Origin of the sequence: Runella rosea, assembly GCF_003325355.1 — a bacterium.
In the GTDB taxonomy this organism is placed as follows: domain Bacteria; phylum Bacteroidota; class Bacteroidia; order Cytophagales; family Spirosomataceae; genus Runella; species Runella rosea.
In genome coordinates this window covers 5,083,227-5,102,550 of the sequence record NZ_CP030850.1, presented here as the reverse complement: position 1 = coordinate 5,102,550, position 19,324 = coordinate 5,083,227, and the positions used below count along the sequence as shown (strand labels likewise).

Here is a 19,324-nt window from a genome sequence, read left to right as displayed (position 1 = left end):
TAAAAACCGCTTACAGGCTGCTTTTTTCTAACAAATTCTTTCTTCACAAACCTATGAATTCCAAAAACAAAAAAATGGTTAACCGTCGCGGCTTTCTGAAAGGAAGCGCCACAGCCGCCGCAGGGTTTATGATTGTACCTCGTCATGTGCTCGGCAAGGGCTTTGTAGCTCCCAGCGACAAGCTAAACATGGCTGCCGTGGGTTGCGGCGGCAAAGCGGGGGTCAATATTCCGCTAGCGTACAACAATGGCTCAGACAACATTGTGGCACTTTGCGACGTGGACGACCGCCAAGCCGTGAAGTTTCGTAAGCAGTTTCCCAACGCACCCTATTATAGAGATTACCGCAAGATGTTGGAAAAAGAAGCCAAAAACATCGACGCGGTCATTGTCACTACCCCCGACCACATGCATTACGTCATTGGTAGTGCCGCTATGCAATTGGGCAAACATATTTACCTCGAAAAACCCCTCACGCACGATATTTGGGAAGCCCGAATGCTGACCCAACTCGCCAAAGAAAAGAAACTTGTGACCCAAATGGGCAACCAAGGCTCCAGCGGCAAAGGTACCCGCCAAACCGAAGCCATTGTCCAGTCGGGCATGATTGGAGAAGTACATACGGTGGAGGTTTGGACCGACCGCCCCGTGTGGCCGCAGGGGGTAAAATCGCCCAGAGATAAAAAAGAAACCATGCCCATTCCAGCCGAAGTAGACTGGGATTTGTGGCTCGGTACTGCCCCTTACCGTGAGTACCACGAAGCCTACATGCCCACGCGTTGGCGCGGTTATTGGGACTTTGGTACGGGCGCACTTGGCGACATGGGTTGCCACTTCATGGATGTACCGTTTCGTACCCTCAAATTGGGGTATCCTACCTCCGTTGAGTGTTCGGCAAGTTCGGTATATGCCGACTTTTTCAAAGAGGCTTTCTTTGGTGATATTGGCCCACAAGCCACGTCAATCCACTTTAAGTTTCCCAAACCAAGTTCTAAGAAATACCCTGAATTAAGTCTTTCGTGGTACGACGGCGGCATCCGACCCAAAATTCCCGAAGGTTGCGATTACGAAAAAATATTTGCCAGTGTTGACGGTGGCGTTATGTTTATCGGAACCAAAGGGGTACTCGCTTGTGAGCTGTTTGGCAACAATCCTAAGTTATTTGTCAAAGGACAATTACAGAACGTAAAATTCCCCGCTCCCACCCGCGCATTGGTAGAAGGAGACACCACTGGCCACCAACAGCAATGGGTAAAAGCCTGCAAAGCAGGTTTCGGCACCTACACCAGTTCTTCCTTCGATGAAGCTGGCCCACTGGCCGAAATCGTACTGATGGGCAACTTGGCCGTTCGTAGCTACCTCCACCGCGAAAACGGCAAATTCACGGGTCGCAAAAAGCTTCTTTGGGATGGTGCCAACATGAAAATCACCAATTTTGATGAAGCTAACGCATTTGTAAAACGGCAGTATCGGGAAGGATGGACATAGACTGTTAGCACCGAAAGTATCTACTTGTTCTCCATCAAAAAAGCCAAGACTGATTCATCAGTCTTGGCTTTTTTGATAAAAATAACGGTCAAAATTTAGCGAAACATAAACTGCCGCATAAACTCGTCCTTAAAAGAACGTCCCAACGGAAAAGCTTGGCCATTGATGATTACTTCGTGCTCGTTGAAAGATTCAATTCGATGGATATTGACCGCGTACGAACGATGAATGCGAACCAAGTGCTTGATTGGCAGCCGCTCCAATACTCCGCCGACGGTTTGACGGATGACGTATTTTTTCTGAGAAGTGACGATATTAGTGTACATGCTCTCGGCTTCAAGGTAGAGAATATCGTCTAATCTAAATTTGACAAATTGGTAGTTTTGCTTGATAAAAATACATTCATTTACCTGCAAAATGGCTTCTTTTCGGGCTACATCCGTTTTAGTATCTTTCAAAATTTTCATCGGATGAACCCGCATAGCAAAATTATTAATCGCCATTTCGATGGCCATCCTGAGGTTAACGATGTGATACGGTTTAGGAATATACGCTGCTGGGTAGGTCTCTTTGGCACGTTCGAGGGTTTCGGCGTCGGTAAAAGCGGTTAAATAAATAATCGGGGATTGCCGAACATCAATGAGCCGTTTCACGGTTTCTATCCCATCCCAATCACCATTGATGTGAATGTCGCACAGCACCAAATCCACTTCATTTTTTTGATAAAATTCAAGTGCTTCGGGACCATTGTCGGCCACAAATACCACCTCGTAGCCTTCCGCTTCGAGGGTATCACTCAAATCAGTGGCTAGAATAAATTCATCTTCAATGATTAGTATCTTCATTTGTTATGCCACCAATTTCATTTTTTCGGGAGAAATATACAATCGGCAATAAGTCCCGTTTTGGTTTTCAATCGTGAAGGTACCCCCAATCTGTTTTGAAAGCCCTGCAATTAGTTTTTTACCAAAAGAGTCCTTGGCCCGATTCCAGCGCTCCATGTCTAATCCGGGCCCATTATCGTGTATTTCCAACGACAGCCCCACTTTATTTTTCAACGTAATTTTCAATGCTGGATGGGTGGCTTCTGCGTAAGCATACTTAAAAGAATTGGTCAATAACTCATTGATTATCAAACCCAAAGAAATAGCTAAATCTACGTCCATTTCTTCTTGCTCAACACTTAGCTGGACATCAAAATTATCTACTTCGTGCCCATACGCACTCATCAGGCTATCAACCAAATCGCTGATATATTCTTTAATATTGATGGTTGAGACTTTGTCATTCTGGTACAACCGCTGATGAATCAAGGACATGGCTTCTACGCGTTGTTGCCCTTGCCGAACGGCCAACACGGCCTTTTCATCCTCCATTTTGCTCGATTGTATTTTCAACAGACTGCTTACAATCGCCAGATTATTTTTTACGCGATGGTGAAGTTCTTTCATCATCAGTTTCAAATCATCGGATTGCTTTTGAATCTGCGACCGATTTTCATTTATCTTTTTGTATTGCCAATACAACGTCCCCAACAAGCCCATTAAAACCAACAATCCCAAGCCCGCAAACGCCAGTTGATTTCGTTGCAGCGCGTTTTTTTCATTCAGGTTTTTTATTTCAATCTCCTTTTTCTCGGTTTGATATTTGCTTTCAATCTCGGCAATGTTCTTGGTTTTATCGACGCGCAAGGTAGAATCTTCCAACTGCTTAGCTATTTTCAGGCTTGCCAATGCCTCTTTGTACAAACCCGCATCTTCTTGAATCCCATACAGTATTCCGTATGCATTAAACATCCGATGAATGTCTTTGAGCGAGTGCGCAATAGCCACCGATTTTTGTGCGTAATCAATGGCTTTTTTATATTCTTTTTTCATCTGATACGCCTTCCCCAAGCTCCGGTAGGCATGTTCAATTCCCTGTTGGTCGTTGTGATTTGCGTGAATCACCAGTGATTTCTCCAATTCAATAATTGCCTTATCGTACTCTTTTTCGAAATCAATGTAAATCTGCCCCAAATTGGCGTGCAAAACGCCAGCATCTCGGTCAATTTTATACTTTTCGGCATTCATTAACCCCGTCTTATAGGCATCTTCCGCCTTGCGAAACTCCTTCAAATCCCGGTAAGCAATCCCTGCATTATTGTAGCCAGAAATTAAGCCATTCGTATCCTGAACCACCTTGGCCATCTCTATTGCTTTCAAAGAAAACATGAGTGCTTTTCGCGTAAAAGCGGCTACTTTTTGAGAGTCGCCCATTTTTTTATACGTCAGACCGATGCTATTATAAACCCTTCCAAGCCCCCTTTTGTAGTCAATTGCTTCGTACAAATCAATGGTTTTTTGACTTGCCTGAAGGCTCTTTTCGAATTCATTTTGAGCACGAAAAAAGTTAGCTGCCAAATGATACGAACGGCCTTCCAGTTTTTTGTCCATTGATTTTCGGGAAAAATCCTGCGCTATTTCAAGGTATTTTTTGGCCGAATCTGGTTGATTCCTACTGTAAGCTTCGCAAATATCCTGAACGATTTTAGTCTTTCTTTGAATGTCCGACGTTATTGCTAAAATCTTTTTCAGGGAATCTATTTGAGATGGTTTTTGGGCAAAACCAGTAAAAACAATAAGGTATAGAATGAAAAAGTTTTTCATCGCAGCATGAGCGCTGCCAGAAAGGCAACATAGCAAATATAGTCTTCTAACGCTTAATTTCAACGAATTGCCCATTTGTAAGTGCGAGTTCTAACCAGTTGTTTCTGCGTAGAGTCATTATTTTAACACGACCAGATACTCAGAAAGATAAGCACGATACCCGCAGAACCTACTAAAAAATTAAACCATTCAGGGTATTTAAGTTTTTATTTTATGAACTTAAATACCCTGAATGGTTCCTCAAAAAATCATTTACTCACTCAGTAATTTTGTAATAAGTGCGTTGAAATCTTCAATAAACTGATCGTAGTATTTGCCAGTGCCTGGGCCAGAGAAGCCCGTGTGAATTTCGCGAACTCGTCCTTTTTTGTCAATAAAAATGGTGGTTGGATACCCCGCAACTTTGTTGAGCGCAGGGAGCGATTTTCCCGCATCAGCATCGTTGGTGCCCGCCAAAAGCAGCGGATAGGGCACGCCGAAACGCTTGCCCATAAAATCAATTTTCGGCCCTGATATTTTTATTTCGGGCGAACGTTCAAACATCAAACCAACGATTTCTACCCCGCGTTTGGCATTTTTTTCGTACCAAGGCACCATAAAACGGGTTTCATCCATGCAGTTAGGGCACCACGTCCCCGACAGCTGCAAAACCACAACTTTGCCTTTGTAGCGTTCATCTTTCAACGAAACAAGTTTGCCTTTGGTGTCAGGAAACGAAAAGTCCAATGATTCATAACCTGGTTTTAGATAAGTCAAAGCTGTGGGTGGAGGCAATTCTGCTTTTTCGTCTAAGGTTGCGATAAAAGGCTGATAGCCAGAAATGCCTGACCATAATCCACCCTGAATTTTTCCGCTAGGCAGGATAGCCGCCCGAAACAAAAACGCGTGTGAACCATCGTAGCAAGACATAAAAAGGCTATCTCCGACCACATCCCCCGCCAAATAGCGATAGTCACCCGTGGGGGTTAAGAATGTTCCAGAGAGCTTGGTTCCTTTTTGGTCTAAAATCCCAACGGCAAACGATGAATCTTTGCGCTCGGCACGGTAGAAATAAGTGGCGTATTTACCTGTTACGTTTTTTGTTGTTTTGGCGGGGGTTTTAGCAAAAAGATGCACCTCTCCTTTTTGGGCTTTGAAAGGAAGCACCGATATCCAAACGCCATTTCTGTTTTTCTTCCAAGACCCCGTCAGTGTATTGCCAGATACTTTGGCAACCAAATCAGAATCAAAAATCAGCATCGGAATATGAAGCGAATCGCCTACCATATAGGCTTCATCCATGGCCAAGCGCTCCGAGCCATTTAGTACAAAAACCTCATATTTTCCATTGGCTTTCGGATTGATTTCCAGCCCGAAGGGCAAATCATACACTCCACGCTGTAGCGCGGCGCGCCAGGTACTCTTTGGAATGTTGGTTTGACTGAATCCAACAAAAAAACTGCTCAATGCGAGCAAAGTAGCAACTGCTTTTTTCATATAGTTTGTTAGGATGGGTAATTTGTATTGAACAACCTTTTTTTTAGAAAAGTTGGCGCATTTGCGTTTTATTCCATTTTCATTACTGTTCATCCTGATTTTAGAACCATTTAACATTTCGAGACGCCTCGGAGCGCTATCATTTTCTAATTTTACGGACATTATCTCATACAGTCCATCATTTGTTATGTGTTTCAGAATTTATATTTACACGTTATTAAGTACGTTTACCATTGCTATCAATACACTTGCTCAAGAAAAAACCGAACAAATTGGTGGTGCCGCCTATCAGGAAAAGTACCAACACAACATCCGAAAAACCAGCAAACCCATCGTAATTGACGGTGACCTATCAGATGCCCCCTGGCAGGAAGCGAGCGTTTCCAAAAATTTTGCGCCGCATTGGCCGCAGGATAATGTACCGCTCAAACGGGACACCGAAGTACGCATGACCTTCGACGACCGCTTTTTGTACGTGGGTGTGGTCTGTCGCGACACCAATACATACGTCATTCAAACCCTCAAACGCGATGCTTCTTTTTGGGATTCTGATGCCTTTGGGCTTGTTCTTGACCCCATCAATGAGCGTACCAACGGCTTTTTCTTTGGCGTCAATGTTGCCAATGCGCAATGGGACGGGCTGCTTACCTTTGTTTCTGATGACCTCAACGGCAGTTGGGATAATAAATGGTATTCGCAGACAAAGCTTTACGATACGTACTGGACCGTCGAGATCGCCATTCCTTTCAAAACCCTACGCTACGACCCTTCCAAAACCAAATGGGGAATTAATTTCGAGCGTAATGACCTGAAAAACAACCAATATTCGACTTGGACGTTTATTCCTGTCAATTTCAATGGCTACGATTTAGGCTATACCGGTTCGTTGATATGGGAAGAAGCACCGCCGGCGGTCAAAGGAAATGTATCGTTGATCCCTTATATTACAGGCGGCTCCTCGCACGATCACCTGGCCGACAAACCGACCCAAGGCACGCTCAACGGGGGCCTGGACGCCAAAATAGCCGTGACGCCGTCGCTCAACCTTGATGTGACTGTCAATCCTGATTTCTCTCAGATCGAAGTAGACAGGCAAGTGACCAATCTGACCCGATTCAGCATTTTTTTTCCCGAACGACGTACCTTTTTCCTGGAAAACGACGACTTGTTCAGTGGCTACGGCTCACCGCCGTTTCGACCGTTTTTCTCGCGGTCGGTAGGGCTGGACCGCAATGCGCAGCCAATCCGAATTTTGGGAGGCCTGCGACTGAGCGGGAATTTGAATAAGCATTGGCGCGTAGGATTGATGACCATGCAAACCGCCGCCAAAGACAGTCTGACGCCAGCGCAAAATTTTACCGCTTTTTCATTTAACCGAAAAATATTTAAGCGTTCTCTCATCAAAGGCTACGCACTCAATCGGCAGGGGTTTATGACCGAATCGGAGCGAAAAGCCAATCCAAGCAATGAATACGGGCGCAATCAGGGGTTAGAGTTCACCTATTCCAACGTTAAGGGCGATCTATCGGCGTGGGCAGGGTATCACCTTTCCCAAAAACCGGGCATATCCAAAAACAACGACGTCAAGCAGTTGGGCTTTGGGTATTTTGGACGTAACTTTAGTTTTTTTGCTGATTATTTCGGAATAGGGACTGATTATTACGCCGATATGGGCTTTCTGAACCGCATCGAAAATGCTACGTTTCGGTTGGATAAATTTGGCAAAATTCAATCAGACACGACCATTCGGCTCGGCTACCAACAGATATACAGCGAAACTGAGTATACTATTCGACCCAAAAAAGGCAAAGTCAATATGCACACCTTGGGCGCCGAAACTTTTTTATTGTGGAATCCCAACGGAGCCTTAGGAGAGCATTCAACGGGCCTTCAGTATTCGATACAGTTTCAAAACACAAGCAATTTTCAGGTGCGGTATGATTACAATTTTGTCAATGCCCTGTTCCCGTTCACGTTCACCGACAGTGAGTATGCCTTACCTGCCAATCATTATCAGTACGGACAATACAGTCTGACCTACAGTTCTGATTATCGGAAGAAATTTTATTACACGGCAAGCTTCCGTGCGGGTGGATTTTATAACGGTATACTTCAACAATACAGCGTAGAAATGAATTATCGGGCGCAGCCGTGGGGGAATTTTTCGATGGCTTTTGAACAAAACGATATTAACCTTCCCTACCCCTACGGAACTGACCGATTGTTGCTGATAAGTCCGAGAGTAGAGGTCAATTTTTCGACCCAATTGTTTTGGACTACTTTTTTACAATTTAACACCCAACGTAACAATTTTAACGTCAACAGCCGTCTACAATGGCGCTACAAGCCCATGTCAGACTTCTTTTTAGTCTATACAGACAATTATTACACTGATCCGTTGTTCAGAAATAAAAACCGAGCCATTGTATTCAAGTTAAACTTTTGGCTGACGGTTTAGACTTGGAAAGAGTCTGGCACTGCGTACTATCAATGCTTATAATTATGCGATAAATCTTCCTCTTTTTTGGGTTCATCTTCAAAGTCATAACGATAAATAGACTCAACGGGCGAGCCAGGGGGGATTTCTGTGATTGAATTAATCAAACCCGTATGTAAATCAAACACCCAACCATGCAGATGTGGATAATTTCGCTTTTTCCATGCTTTTTGCACTATCGTGGTTTTAGCGAGATTTTTGGTCTGCTCAATGACGTTAAATTCGACTAAACGGTCAAATCGCTCTTGCCCCTCGGGGGTCGCCTCAAGCTCGTCATAATGCTTTGAATAGACATCTTTGATATTCCGCAACCACTTATTGATTAGACCAAAATCCTTGTTGGTCATGGCGGCTTTTACCCCCCCACAGCCATAGTGCCCCACCACCAAAATATGCTTTACTTCCAACACCTCTACCGCGTACTGCAATACACTGAGCATATTAATATCGGTATGAATGACCAAGTTGGCCACATTGCGGTGAACAAAAATTTCTCCAGGTGCCGTACCCGTTACCTCATTGGCGGGCACTCGGCTATCGGCGCATCCAATCCACAAGAACTCAGGCTTTTGGTCGGCCGCCAATTCGTCGAAATAACTTTCGTCGAGCATAAGCTTTTCAGCAGCCCATGATTTATTCGCCAGTAATAGTTTTTTGTATGATTGCATTGGATTTTTGTTTTGCGATTTTACGTCTGGTAATCCCTTTAAACTCTACTTGAATTCCTCTTAACGGGGCATCAGCCTCAAATTCTTCTAGGGTTGTAAAAATATCGTGGTCGATAAATTGCGCCCTCAGGCCGTCCACAAACACATAGTCTCCTGGTTTTAAGGCCGCTAATACTTCTTTCAAATGGGCCTTATTTAAAAATGACACGTCCTTTTTAAACCAAATCAATACCGTTTCTTTGTCTCTTCCTACACTTATTGCCGACAGATTATTGGTATACACAATGTATATCATGCCCACAATCAGCCCAATAGCCAACCCAATCAATAAATCAGTAAACACAATGGCAAGCACCGTAATGATGAAGGGAATAAATTGGTCGGAGCCTTCACGGTACATTTTTTTAAAGATTTCGATTTTCGCCAGTTTATACCCAACCGATATAAGCAATGCCGCTAAACAAGCCAATGGGATATAATTGAGTAATTGCGGAATGGAAAATACCGCTAACAGCATCAAAAGCCCGTGAATGAAAGACGAAAGGCGCGTTTGCGCGCCACTGTACACATTGACCGAAGTACGAATCGCTACCAACGTGAGCGGCAATCCTCCAATCAGGCCCGAAACCACATTCCCGATTCCCTGCGCCTTCAATTCCTGATTTGGGGAGGATATACGGCGTCTTGTGTCCAGCTTATCGGCGGCTTCCAAGCTGAAAAGCGATTCAATACTACCCACAATCGCCAAAGTAAGGGCCGAAATGTACACCTGTGGATTGGCTAAGATTTCGAACGCAGGAAAATTGAACGCGGCTCTGGCATCGGCCCAATCCCGAATGAGCGGAACGCGCACCAAGTGGCTTGCCTCCTTCAAACTCATAGCTGGGAACCATAACACCAGCAACTGATTGATGATAACCCCCACTAAAACCACCACCAGCCCCCCAGGGATTGTCTTGAAGAATTTTATACCCTTTTTTGCCGAATAATCCCACCACGCAATCAGCCCTAAACAGAGCACGCTTATCAAAATAGCTCCCGCATTGGGATGACTCAAGGCTTCTATAATTTCTGTGAATGTGTTGCGCTGGTCGGCTTGCGCAAATTCAAATTCGCCTTCGTAATCGGCATCCCATCCTAAGGCATGAGGAATTTGTTTCAGAATAATCACAATTCCAATAGCCACCAACATGCCTCTAATAACGCTAGAGGGCACAAAACTGCTTAATCTTCCTGCTTTTAGCCATCCCAACAAAAATTGAATTACGCCAGCCAGCACCACAGCCATCAGAAAATTTGGATAACTGCCCAGTCGTTGAATACTGTCAAAAACAATGACAGTAAGCCCCGCAGCAGGCCCACTGACACTGACTTCCGACCCCGAAAATAAGGTAACGACAATGCCCCCCACAATGCCCGCCAGTAATCCAGAGAAAAGGGGTGCCCCCGAAGCTAGTGCGATACCGAGGCACAACGGCAGCGTTACTAAAAACACCGCTACCCCCGCTGAAAAATCTTTATTCAGATATTTTAACGTCATTCGAGTTGGGGTTTATTGGCCTGCTATTCATAGTTAATTCGGGGGCAAGTTTCGCCAAATTAATGGCGTAAGCTTTCTACACTAAATTCAGTATTTTCCTGATCACGAATAAACATGACATCGTCATAAAACTCCACTTCACCCGTCTCAACGTTATACATTGCACCTACAACCCCAATTTCGCCATTTTCGACCAATTGTTCCAAAATAAAACTACGTTCAATAATGTTTCTTACATTACGCTTGACGTTTATTGTAGCGACATTCTCAACAAATGTTTTATTGTTAGAATTACGATTTTCTTTGGTTTCATTTTCCTGATAAACAGCTGGCTGAAGTTTAGCCAAAAGTTCCGTTAAATTCCCCATTTCTACATGGTCGCAAGCACCTTTTACGGCTCCGCATTTAGTATGACCTAAGACAACAATCAATTTTGACCCTGCCAATTTACACGCAAATTCCATACTACCTAAAATATCGGTATTTACAATGTTGCCCGCAATTCTTACCGAAAAAATATCCCCTAATCCTTGGTCAAAAATAAGCTCAGCTGATGTTCGGCTATCAATACAGCTTAGTACAATAGCAAATGGCCATTGACCTTCACGAGTATCATTTACTTGTTCTAATAAATCTCGTTGAACTTTTAAATTGTGAATAAATCTCTCATTACCTTCCTTTAAAATTTGTAACGCCTTCCTTGGCGTTAGATTGGATTGTGTTTCTTTTGAATGTGCTTTCATTTTTTAAGTTTTTTTTGTGGCTCCATGTCCACAGGATTAATTTTAAATCAGTAGTAAGGCAATTTTGCAGATTTGGTTTAATGTCCTGCCACCCCCTTAAATGCAGGAATTCCCTTCAACTCCAGTTTGATTCCCCTCAAAACGGCGGTCTCTCTAAAATTATGGATGATTTCAAGGACATCTAAATCAATGTTGTGGGATTTGCTCCCATCAATGATGACGTTCGAATTAAAAGGCAGTTTATCTAAGGTAAGCGTAATTACACCTTTGTTTATAAACGTCACATCTTCTACCAGCTGAATCGTAATCGTTTCGCCTTCACTACGTTTTTCCTTCATGAAATAATACGCCCTCTTGTAATTATTTCGCAGAATAAAGAAGATCGAAACCGCCATTCCGATGCCGATTCCTTTCAATAAGTCGGAAAACAAAATCGCAACTATAGTCACCACAAAAGGCACAAATTGCTCCCAACCCAAGGCATACATCGACTTAAAGAGGGATAATTTGGCCAGCTTGTACCCCACCATCAACAAAACAGCGGCCAAACAAGCCAACGGTATTTTGTTTAATAAGGAAGCAAAACCCACCACGCTGATTAATAAAAACAACCCATGAATGATGGCCGATTTTTTGGTTTTAGCTCCCGAATTGATGTTGGCTGAACTGCGCACAATAACGGCCGTCAGAGGAAGTCCGCCAATCAACCCTGAAATAATATTACCCAATCCTTGGGCTTTTAATTCTCGGTTGGTAGGGGTATTACGCTTATAAGGGTCAAGTTTATCGGCGGCTTCCACACTCAGCAGCGACTCCAAACTTGCTACAATGGCAATAGTAAACGCAATGATATAAACGTTGTAATTGCTAAACCCTGAAAAGTCGGGAAGGGTAAATTGACCAATAAATTCATTGACAGAACGCGCCACTGGAAGCTTAACAAGGTGATCGTTTTCCAAAGCGAGTACGGGAAATGCGACTTTAAAAAACTCGTTTAACCCAACCCCCAAGGCCACAACGACCAAAGCGCCAGGAACAAACTTAAAGAAAGTATATCTTTTAAAAAATGGCTTATCCCAAGCAATAAGAATAAGGAGCGAAAGGGTAGCAATAATAATGGCGCCAGGTTGAAGGAAATTGAGGGCATTCAGGATTTCAGAAAATGTATTTTCTCCGTCTACCTGCACAAACACAAAATCACCTTCACTGTCTTTGTCGTAGCCCAAAGCATGAGGGATTTGTTTGAAAACCAGAATTAGCCCAATTGCCGCCAACATACCTTTGATGACGCTCGAAGGAAAATAATGACCGATGATTCCTGCTTTTAGGTATCCTAAAACAACCTGCATTATACCGGCCATTACCACCGCCAACAGAAACAACTCATACGAGCCTAATTGCTGGATGGAGTTCAGCACAATCACGGTGAGCCCAGCAGCAGGCCCACTGACGCTTACGGGCGAACCGCTCGCCAGTGCGACCACAATCCCGCCAACTATCCCTGCAATAACTCCAGAAAAAAGAGGCGCCCCCGACGCCAAAGCGATACCTAAACAAAGGGGTAAAGCCACTAAGAACACCACTAATCCTGCGGGTAAATCTTGTTTTAAATCATTCAGTAGGTCCTTCATTTTATTAAATTAAGTGGAATCTGTTTTTAGATTATTTCTATTAGATTGAGAAGTTGATTCATAGCCGTGACTGATAACGATTTGCTACAACACATCACAGCGCAGGTGTTTTTTTAGGTCCGTCGGGCAACACAAAAACAAAATCCATTGACAAACCGGGTCAAATGGGACAACAAATTTGTTAACCAAGAAACTACGCGACAGAATGGGTCAAAAAGAGAGAATAAAAGGCAAAAAAGCACTATCGGCCTTCGGGAGGAGGAATACAAATTGACGTAAAATGCTCGGGAGCGGGCATTAGATACGTAAAATTAAGATGAGATTTTGTGAGGGTCGAAACGTTAAAAACGGGATAAGACAGAGATTCAAATTCATCCCAGCCTTCCGAGCCCTCCTCGCCAGTTTCTTCGTCAAAAGGGCAATTGGTCTCAGAATCAGGGCAGGAAGATTCCGCCATTTTTTCATTCGCAGCTTGTTTCTTAATATCCTTAAAAGCAGGCCTAAGGACTGACATCAGCCCTATGAGAAGACTAAAAAGAATCAACAAGAATACTTTTGCGTAATTCATTGACCAGCTCTATATTAGATACAATTACGGCGGTAATTCTATGCAAAAATGAAATTATATTTTTAAATTCCCAACTATTATTTCAGGGATAAACCTGCCTATTTCGCGTTTATAAAAAACGCGGACTGGGTAAATTTACACTTATTTACGCAAATTTAAATCAACTATTAAGCGGTTTCTAGCTCTTTTTGAATGGCTAACTTCGCCAACTCCACCAATTCTTCGGCACTTTTCCCTTTCGGTTCGATGGGTGTTAGGCTTGTCCACGACAAGCGCTCTAAACTGTTAAGCGGAAAAATCCCTTTTGGGTTCAATTTACCCGTATTTTTAATAGCCACAGGTACCACCAACGCATGCGGGGCTTTTTTGACAAGTATGGCCACACCACCTATGGCAAATTGTTTGAGTTCGCCCGTCCTTGAACGGGTTCCTTCAGGAAAAATCGCCGCTGAAAACTTCGTTTCTTCAATCAACTTACCCAAACGGGCTATTTCAACGATGGCTTGCTTTCCGTCTTTTCGGTCAATGAGCGCCGCGCCGCTTTTCCGCAGGTTATAAGAAATGCTGGGAATGCCTTTCGCCAATTCGATTTTTGACACAAAAATCGGGTAGTTTTTGCGCATGTACCAAATCATCCCCACAATGTCAAACATGCTTTGGTGATTCGCCACAAAGATAACGGGACGGTCAGTGGGTAACTCTATTTTTGCCTCATGGTGCAGGCGGGTCCCAAGTATCCACAATCCATGTAATAGAAATCCATTGAGCCAATGTACCGATTTTTGGTGCGTTCGGCGGCCAAACAGATGAAAACAAATGACTTGTATGACGTGAAATACCACCAGTGTCAAACCAAAATAAATCATGTAAACACTGCTGAGGAGGTAATCTAGTATTTTTTTCATGCAATTGTGGGAAATAAATCTATCCAAGGGCAAAATTAATCAAACATTCCTAAAACCACACAGCAACAGTTTTCCTAAAATAATGCGTACCTTCGGCCCAATTTCGTTATCGTTAAGTTAAACGTTTTACACAATATGCAACTCCCCGCCACCCGCATAGAGGTAATGAAATTTATAGGGCAGAAGATTGATTCTGTCTTTTATGAATTTCTGAAACCCATAGAAGACCTCTGGCAACCCTCCGATTTTTTACCGGATTCTGCCAACGAAAACTTTCTGTCGGACGTAAAACTTCTTCAGGAAGCAGCTCGTGAACTGCCCTACGATTATATCGCGGTATTGGTCGGTGATACCATCACCGAAGAGGCCCTTCCAACCTATGAATCGTGGCTGATGACCGTTGAAGGCGTCAATCAGCAGGACCCACAACAAGGTTGGACCAAATGGATACGCGCTTGGACCGCCGAAGAAAATCGTCACGGCGATTTGCTCAACAAATATTTATACCTCTCTGGACGGGTAAATATGCGTGCCATGGAAGTATCCACCCAGTACTTGATTGCAGATGGATTTGACATAGAAACGGGCACTGATCCCTACCGCAACTTTGTATATACTTCTTTTCAGGAGTTAGCCACCAACATCTCACACCGTCGCACGGCTACTTTGGCCAAACAATACGGAAACACGTTGCTGTCAAAAATGTGCGGAGTCATTGCCGCCGATGAAATGCGCCACGCCAAGGCTTACAAGGCGTTTGTGGAGCGGATTTTTGAGGTTGATTCTTCCGAAATGATGCTGGCGTTTGAGGACATGATGCGCAAAAAAATCGTCATGCCCGCGCACTTCCTGCGTGAAACGGGCGTCAAGATAGGCGAAACATTCAGCCATTATTCCGACGCAGCCCAACGAATCGGTGTCTACACTACCTACGATTACATCGAAATAATGGACTCGTTGCTCAAAGAATGGAAAATTGACAAAGTTAGCGGTCTCAACGAAGCTGGTGAAAAAGCCCGCGACTATTTGATGGCGCTACCCACTCGCCTAAAACGCGTAGCAGAACGCACCAAAGCACCCAATCTGGACTATAATTTTAGCTGGATATCAGCGTATTAGACCTAGTATTTATTCCATAATTACCACTAAAAAAGCAGCGAACATTTTCGCTGCTTTTTTAGTGGTAATTGAACTTAGCTTTTGAGAACTTAGGCGATTTCAACCGTATTTTTGCGCAAATGCTTGGGCAAACGACGCGCTGCCAATGGATGCTCTGATAGACTTTCGTGTAAATCTAATCCTCGCAGAGTAAGCGAACCACCCTTTGATTCAAAATCACGGCGGAAGTTGTTGAGGTTATCAGCAACGGTATGATCGACATAGGCGGCTTTTGAAAAATCAATCACCAAAGAACTGCCAGCAGGGACTTTCATCAATAAGCTTTTCAATTTTAAGTAATTGGCAAAAACCGCCGCATTGTTTACATTCAATTGATACACGCCTAGCTCTTTTTCTTGAAGTTCAAAACGTGATTTGACAATGTCGCTCAGTTTTACACCAAATGCTATCTGGATGATAAATTTGGTCAAAATACCCGCTGCAATACCAATCAACAAATCGGTAGCAATGGTGGTAATAATGGTAATCAGAAATATAGTAAGTTGCTCTTTACCAATGTGGTAAATGTGCGCAAATTCTTTGGGTGAGGCCAAGCGGAAGCCTACAAAAATGAGCATAGCCGCCAACGAAGCCACCGGAACCATTTTGATAAGGGGCACCATCATTACGACAAACAAAAGCAGAAAAATACCGTGGAAAAAATTGGCCCAGCGGCTTTTGGCACCGTTGTTTATGTTTGCTGAGCTACGTGCCACTTCCGAAATCATCGGTAAACCGCCCAACAAACCCGCAATTGTATTTCCAATTCCAACCGCAGTAAGATCTTTACTCAAATCTGACTTGCGTTTTTCGGGGTCAATCAAATCAATGGCCCGGCCTGTCAACAATGATTCAAGGCTCCCGATAAGCACAAACATCAAAAGGTATTTAAAGAAGATTGGAAGTAGTTCGGGAGTAGTAAGCGCCCCGAAGTTAACGTTCAAGTTGAATGAGAAGTCGCCGGGAGTTACGAGTGGCTTAAAATTTTTGTAGGTAGGTTCGGTCAGGTGAAAATATTGTCCTAAAAGCACTCCCACAATCAATACAATAAGAGCGGGCGGCACTTTTTTCAAAGCCTTGATATTCAGGTATTGCCATCCAAACAAAATGAATAAACTGATGGCCCCGATGATGGCAATGTGGTATTCCATGTGCATCAGGCTATGAGGCACCATTTCGAGCAACTCAATCGGCTCTTTTCCTTTCATTTCTGAAGGCGGGATACCTACCGCTAAATGCAATTGCTTCGACATGATAATAATCCCGATGGCCGCCAACATACCATGAACAGCCGAAAGAGGAAAGAAATCGGCGAGTTTGGCTACTTTCAACACCCCTAAAAGAACTTGAATTAAGCCAGCCACCACAATCACACCTAGTGCAAGTTTCCAGCCTAAGTCCATGTCGCCTTTGCCGAGTTCGTCTACGGCGCCCGCTACAATAACAATCAAACCAGCCGCTGGACCTTTAATTGTCAATTCGGAACCCGCAAAGAAAGCAACAACAATACCACCAATGACGGCAGTCATCACACCCATAATGGGCGGAAAATTACTGGCCCCCGCAATTCCTAAACAAAGCGGTAAGGCAATCAACGACACTAAAAAACCGGACAATAAATCTTTGCTCCAATAGGATTGTAAGCTGTCAAAAATGCTTTCTTTTGATTTCATGATGCAGAGTGCTTGATTTTAACACCACAAAACTCCTCTTCTGGCATTAAACGGGTATTAAGGGCAGATTAAAAGGCGATTAAAAGAAACTTATCGCTATTTTAGCCATCCAAAAAAACGTTTTGATAGTACCTTTTTCTTTCATTAATAACCACAAATGAATCCCTCTGTCTCCCTTTCGACGCTTCTTGATTTGCTTCAACAGCAAGATGCCGCCCGCATAGGATTGTTTTGTAATCAAACCGCTTTTGTATTTGAAAAAAGAAAATATCTCCTCGAACTATTGAGTGAGTCAAAGGCTTTAAAAACAGTGTTTGTGCCCGAACATGGCCTTTTTTCGGAACTTCAAGATCAGGAACCCGTCGAAACATTAGAACTCTACCGCAGGCTGGCCGAGCAGGTAAAGTTTGTGTCATTATATGGTCAATCTGAAGAGAGTGTACGCGTACCTGTGCAGGCGTTGGCTACCCTTAGCGATGTTGTTGTGGATATTCAGGATGTTGGCTGTCGGTATTTTACATACACAACTTCGTTGGCTTATTTGATTTCAACCCTGGCCACTATGCCCACGCCGCCCCGGTTGTGGGTCGTTGACCGAGCCAATCCTGCGGGACGGCAGGTGGAAGGTTCGGCACTCCCTGTGCAGTACAGTTCGTTTATCGGTCATCAGGGACTACCGCATCGACACGGCCTGTCAATGGGAGAATTAGCGATTTGGTTGAAGCGATTTTATCAGGGTACTTTCAAGTTAAGTCTTGTATCGCCAACGTCAGAAGATTTTTTCTTTCAAATTTTCCCTTCTCCCAATTTCCCTTCTTTACAAACGGCCCAATTGTACAGCGGACAATGCCTATTTGAAGCCACCAACCTCAGTGAAGGTCGCGGCACTACGCGCCCGTTTGAGATTATAGGAGCTCCGTTCTTATCGTGGGAGAAGTTACGAAGCATTAAACACGATTTTGAATTACAAACCGACGCCATTCCGTGGCTCAATTACGTTCTGCGTCCGTTGCAATTCATCCCCACCTTTCACAAATACACCAATGAGCTCTGTGGCGGCTTTCAGGTGCATTTGGCTACGGGCATTGTCAATCATTCGCTGCTGAACAGTTTGGTTTTACTCCAAATCATGAACGACCACGTCCCTAATCTCTGGCGCGAAGGCCCCTACGAAAAAGGAAATACTCGAACAGCCCTAGAAATTTTAGTCGGGGATAAAACATTGCTCAATTTTGTAAACGGAAAAGAATCACTGAAAGTGACCATTGATTATCTCAAACATCAAGAAAATGAATGGATTCAATCAGTGGAAGGGGTGAAGGAAGAACGGCTTTTTTCGGTATTTTATCATGCAAATTTGTCACCCTGAGGGGGTCTAAAAAGCCTATTAGTTTAGTAAGTAATTAACAAGAGCGGACATAACAAAACAATCAACCCCATGAAAACCTTCTCTACTGTTCTCTTCTTCTTTGTATGCTCGATCAATCTCCTAGCCCAGCCCAAAACGGTGGTTTTTCAAACGGATTTTGGCTTGAAAGACGGTGCGGTATCGGCCATGAAAGGGGTGGCGATGGGCGTAAACCCGAATCTGAAGCTTTTTGACCTGACGCACGAAATCCCAGCTTACAACATCTGGGAAGCCGCCTATCGCCTCGAACAAACTGCTCCCTATTGGCCAAAAGGCACCGTTTTTGTGTCGGTGGTCGACCCAGGCGTGGGCACAGAACGCAAGTCGGTAGTACTTAAAACCAAAAGCGGGCATTACTTTGTCGGGCCCGACAACGGCAGTTTTACGCTCATTGCCGAGTCGTTGGGTATTCAGGAAGTTCATGAAATCGACGAGGCCCTCAACCGTCGCCGCAACTCACAGTCTTCCTATACCTTTCACGGGCGTGATGTTTACGCTTATACGGCGGCGCGATTGGCAGCGGGGGTGATTACCTTGGCGCAAGTCGGGAAGCGGCTTCCCAACGAAGTGGTGAAGATTCCCTTTCAAAAGCCCTTGTTTGAGGGCAACGCCATTGTGGGAAATATTCCAATTTTAGACGTTCAATACGGCAATGTCTGGACCAACATCTCCGCTGAGTTGTTCAAAAAACTAAACATTGCAGCAGGTCAAAAAGTAAAGATAACGGTTTGGCAAAACGACAAACTCATTTTTGAAGGAGAAATGCCGTTTGCCAATACCTTCGGAGAAGTCCCCGAAGGACAACCAATGAGTTACCTCAACAGCCTCATGAACCTCTCATTTGCCATTAACATGGGTGATTTTTCATTGAAATATGGTGTAAAAAGCGGCCCAGAATGGAAAGTAAGGGTGGAGAGGTGAG

General features: G+C 44.0%; 15 protein-coding genes. 5 read left to right on the top strand and 10 right to left on the bottom strand.

Features of this window, described 5'->3' with window-relative positions:
* Nucleotides 1-53 precede the first annotated feature (53 nt).
* The gene (locus DR864_RS21140; RefSeq protein ID WP_114068840.1) at nucleotides 54-1,487 is read left to right on the top strand and encodes a Gfo/Idh/MocA family protein; all 1,434 of its coding nucleotides are present in this window, start codon (nucleotides 54-56) and stop codon (nucleotides 1,485-1,487) included.
* A 95-nt stretch (nucleotides 1,488-1,582) separates the two neighbouring features.
* Here DR864_RS21140 and DR864_RS21135 read toward each other — a convergent pair whose 3' ends face one another.
* The 3 genes from DR864_RS21135 to DR864_RS21125 all read right to left on the bottom strand — a co-directional run bounded on the left by DR864_RS21135 (nucleotide 1,583) and on the right by DR864_RS21125 (nucleotide 5,611).
* Nucleotides 1,583-2,332: a LytR/AlgR family response regulator transcription factor gene (locus DR864_RS21135; RefSeq protein ID WP_114068839.1), complete on the bottom strand. Its 750-nt coding sequence runs from the start codon at nucleotides 2,330-2,332 to the stop codon at nucleotides 1,583-1,585.
* Nucleotides 2,333-2,335: 3 nt separating this feature from the next.
* A complete protein-coding gene (locus tag DR864_RS21130; RefSeq protein ID WP_162794017.1) occupies nucleotides 2,336-4,135 on the bottom strand; it encodes a sensor histidine kinase in 1,800 nt (599 codons plus the stop codon).
* Between the two features lie 252 nt (nucleotides 4,136-4,387).
* The gene (locus DR864_RS21125; RefSeq protein ID WP_114070397.1) at nucleotides 4,388-5,611 is read right to left on the bottom strand and encodes a peroxiredoxin family protein; all 1,224 of its coding nucleotides are present in this window, start codon (nucleotides 5,609-5,611) and stop codon (nucleotides 4,388-4,390) included.
* 187 nt (nucleotides 5,612-5,798) lie between these two features.
* On the opposite strand from DR864_RS21125, the gene DR864_RS21120 reads away from it, so the two are divergent.
* Entirely contained in the window at nucleotides 5,799-8,069 is a 2,271-nt protein-coding gene (locus DR864_RS21120) for a carbohydrate binding family 9 domain-containing protein (RefSeq protein ID WP_114068837.1), read from the top strand.
* Nucleotides 8,070-8,098: 29 nt separating this feature from the next.
* Here the strand turns inward: DR864_RS21120 and DR864_RS21115 are convergent, their stop codons facing one another.
* The 6 genes from DR864_RS21115 to DR864_RS21090 form a co-directional block, all read right to left on the bottom strand.
* Nucleotides 8,099-8,776 (bottom strand): carbonic anhydrase, encoded by a 678-nt coding sequence (locus DR864_RS21115; protein ID WP_114068836.1) that lies wholly within the window; start codon nucleotides 8,774-8,776, stop codon nucleotides 8,099-8,101.
* Complete coding sequence (locus DR864_RS21110; RefSeq protein ID WP_114068835.1) at nucleotides 8,742-10,316, bottom strand: SulP family inorganic anion transporter; 1,575 nt, start codon at nucleotides 10,314-10,316, stop codon at nucleotides 8,742-8,744. Before DR864_RS21110 ends, DR864_RS21115 begins: the two co-directional genes overlap by 35 nt.
* A gap of 59 nt (nucleotides 10,317-10,375) precedes the next feature.
* A complete protein-coding gene (locus DR864_RS21105) occupies nucleotides 10,376-11,059 on the bottom strand; it encodes a carbonic anhydrase family protein (RefSeq protein WP_114068834.1) in 684 nt (227 codons plus the stop codon).
* Between the two features lie 77 nt (nucleotides 11,060-11,136).
* Nucleotides 11,137-12,690 carry a SulP family inorganic anion transporter gene (locus tag DR864_RS21100; RefSeq protein WP_114068833.1) on the bottom strand — a complete coding sequence of 518 codons (1,554 nt, stop codon included), beginning with the start codon at nucleotides 12,688-12,690 and terminating at the stop codon, nucleotides 11,137-11,139.
* A 241-nt stretch (nucleotides 12,691-12,931) separates the two neighbouring features.
* A complete protein-coding gene (locus DR864_RS21095) occupies nucleotides 12,932-13,204 on the bottom strand; it encodes a hypothetical protein (RefSeq protein ID WP_162794015.1) in 273 nt (90 codons plus the stop codon).
* Between the two features lie 221 nt (nucleotides 13,205-13,425).
* The gene (locus DR864_RS21090; RefSeq protein ID WP_114068831.1) at nucleotides 13,426-14,163 is read right to left on the bottom strand and encodes a lysophospholipid acyltransferase family protein; all 738 of its coding nucleotides are present in this window, start codon (nucleotides 14,161-14,163) and stop codon (nucleotides 13,426-13,428) included.
* Nucleotides 14,164-14,298: 135 nt separating this feature from the next.
* Here DR864_RS21090 and DR864_RS21085 point away from each other — a divergent pair, with 135 nt between their 5' ends.
* A complete protein-coding gene (locus DR864_RS21085) occupies nucleotides 14,299-15,282 on the top strand; it encodes an acyl-ACP desaturase (protein WP_205319150.1) in 984 nt (327 codons plus the stop codon).
* Nucleotides 15,283-15,371: 89 nt separating this feature from the next.
* Here DR864_RS21085 and DR864_RS21080 read toward each other — a convergent pair whose 3' ends face one another.
* Complete coding sequence (locus DR864_RS21080) at nucleotides 15,372-16,994, bottom strand: SulP family inorganic anion transporter (protein ID WP_114068830.1); 1,623 nt, start codon at nucleotides 16,992-16,994, stop codon at nucleotides 15,372-15,374.
* A 157-nt stretch (nucleotides 16,995-17,151) separates the two neighbouring features.
* Here DR864_RS21080 and DR864_RS21075 point away from each other — a divergent pair, with 157 nt between their 5' ends.
* Nucleotides 17,152-18,363 (top strand): DUF1343 domain-containing protein, encoded by a 1,212-nt coding sequence (locus DR864_RS21075; protein WP_114068829.1) that lies wholly within the window; start codon nucleotides 17,152-17,154, stop codon nucleotides 18,361-18,363.
* Between the two features lie 69 nt (nucleotides 18,364-18,432).
* On the top strand, nucleotides 18,433-19,323 hold the full coding sequence (locus DR864_RS21070) for an SAM hydrolase/SAM-dependent halogenase family protein (protein ID WP_114068828.1): 891 nt from the start codon (nucleotides 18,433-18,435) through the stop codon (nucleotides 19,321-19,323).
* Nucleotide 19,324: the final 1 nt, after the last annotated feature.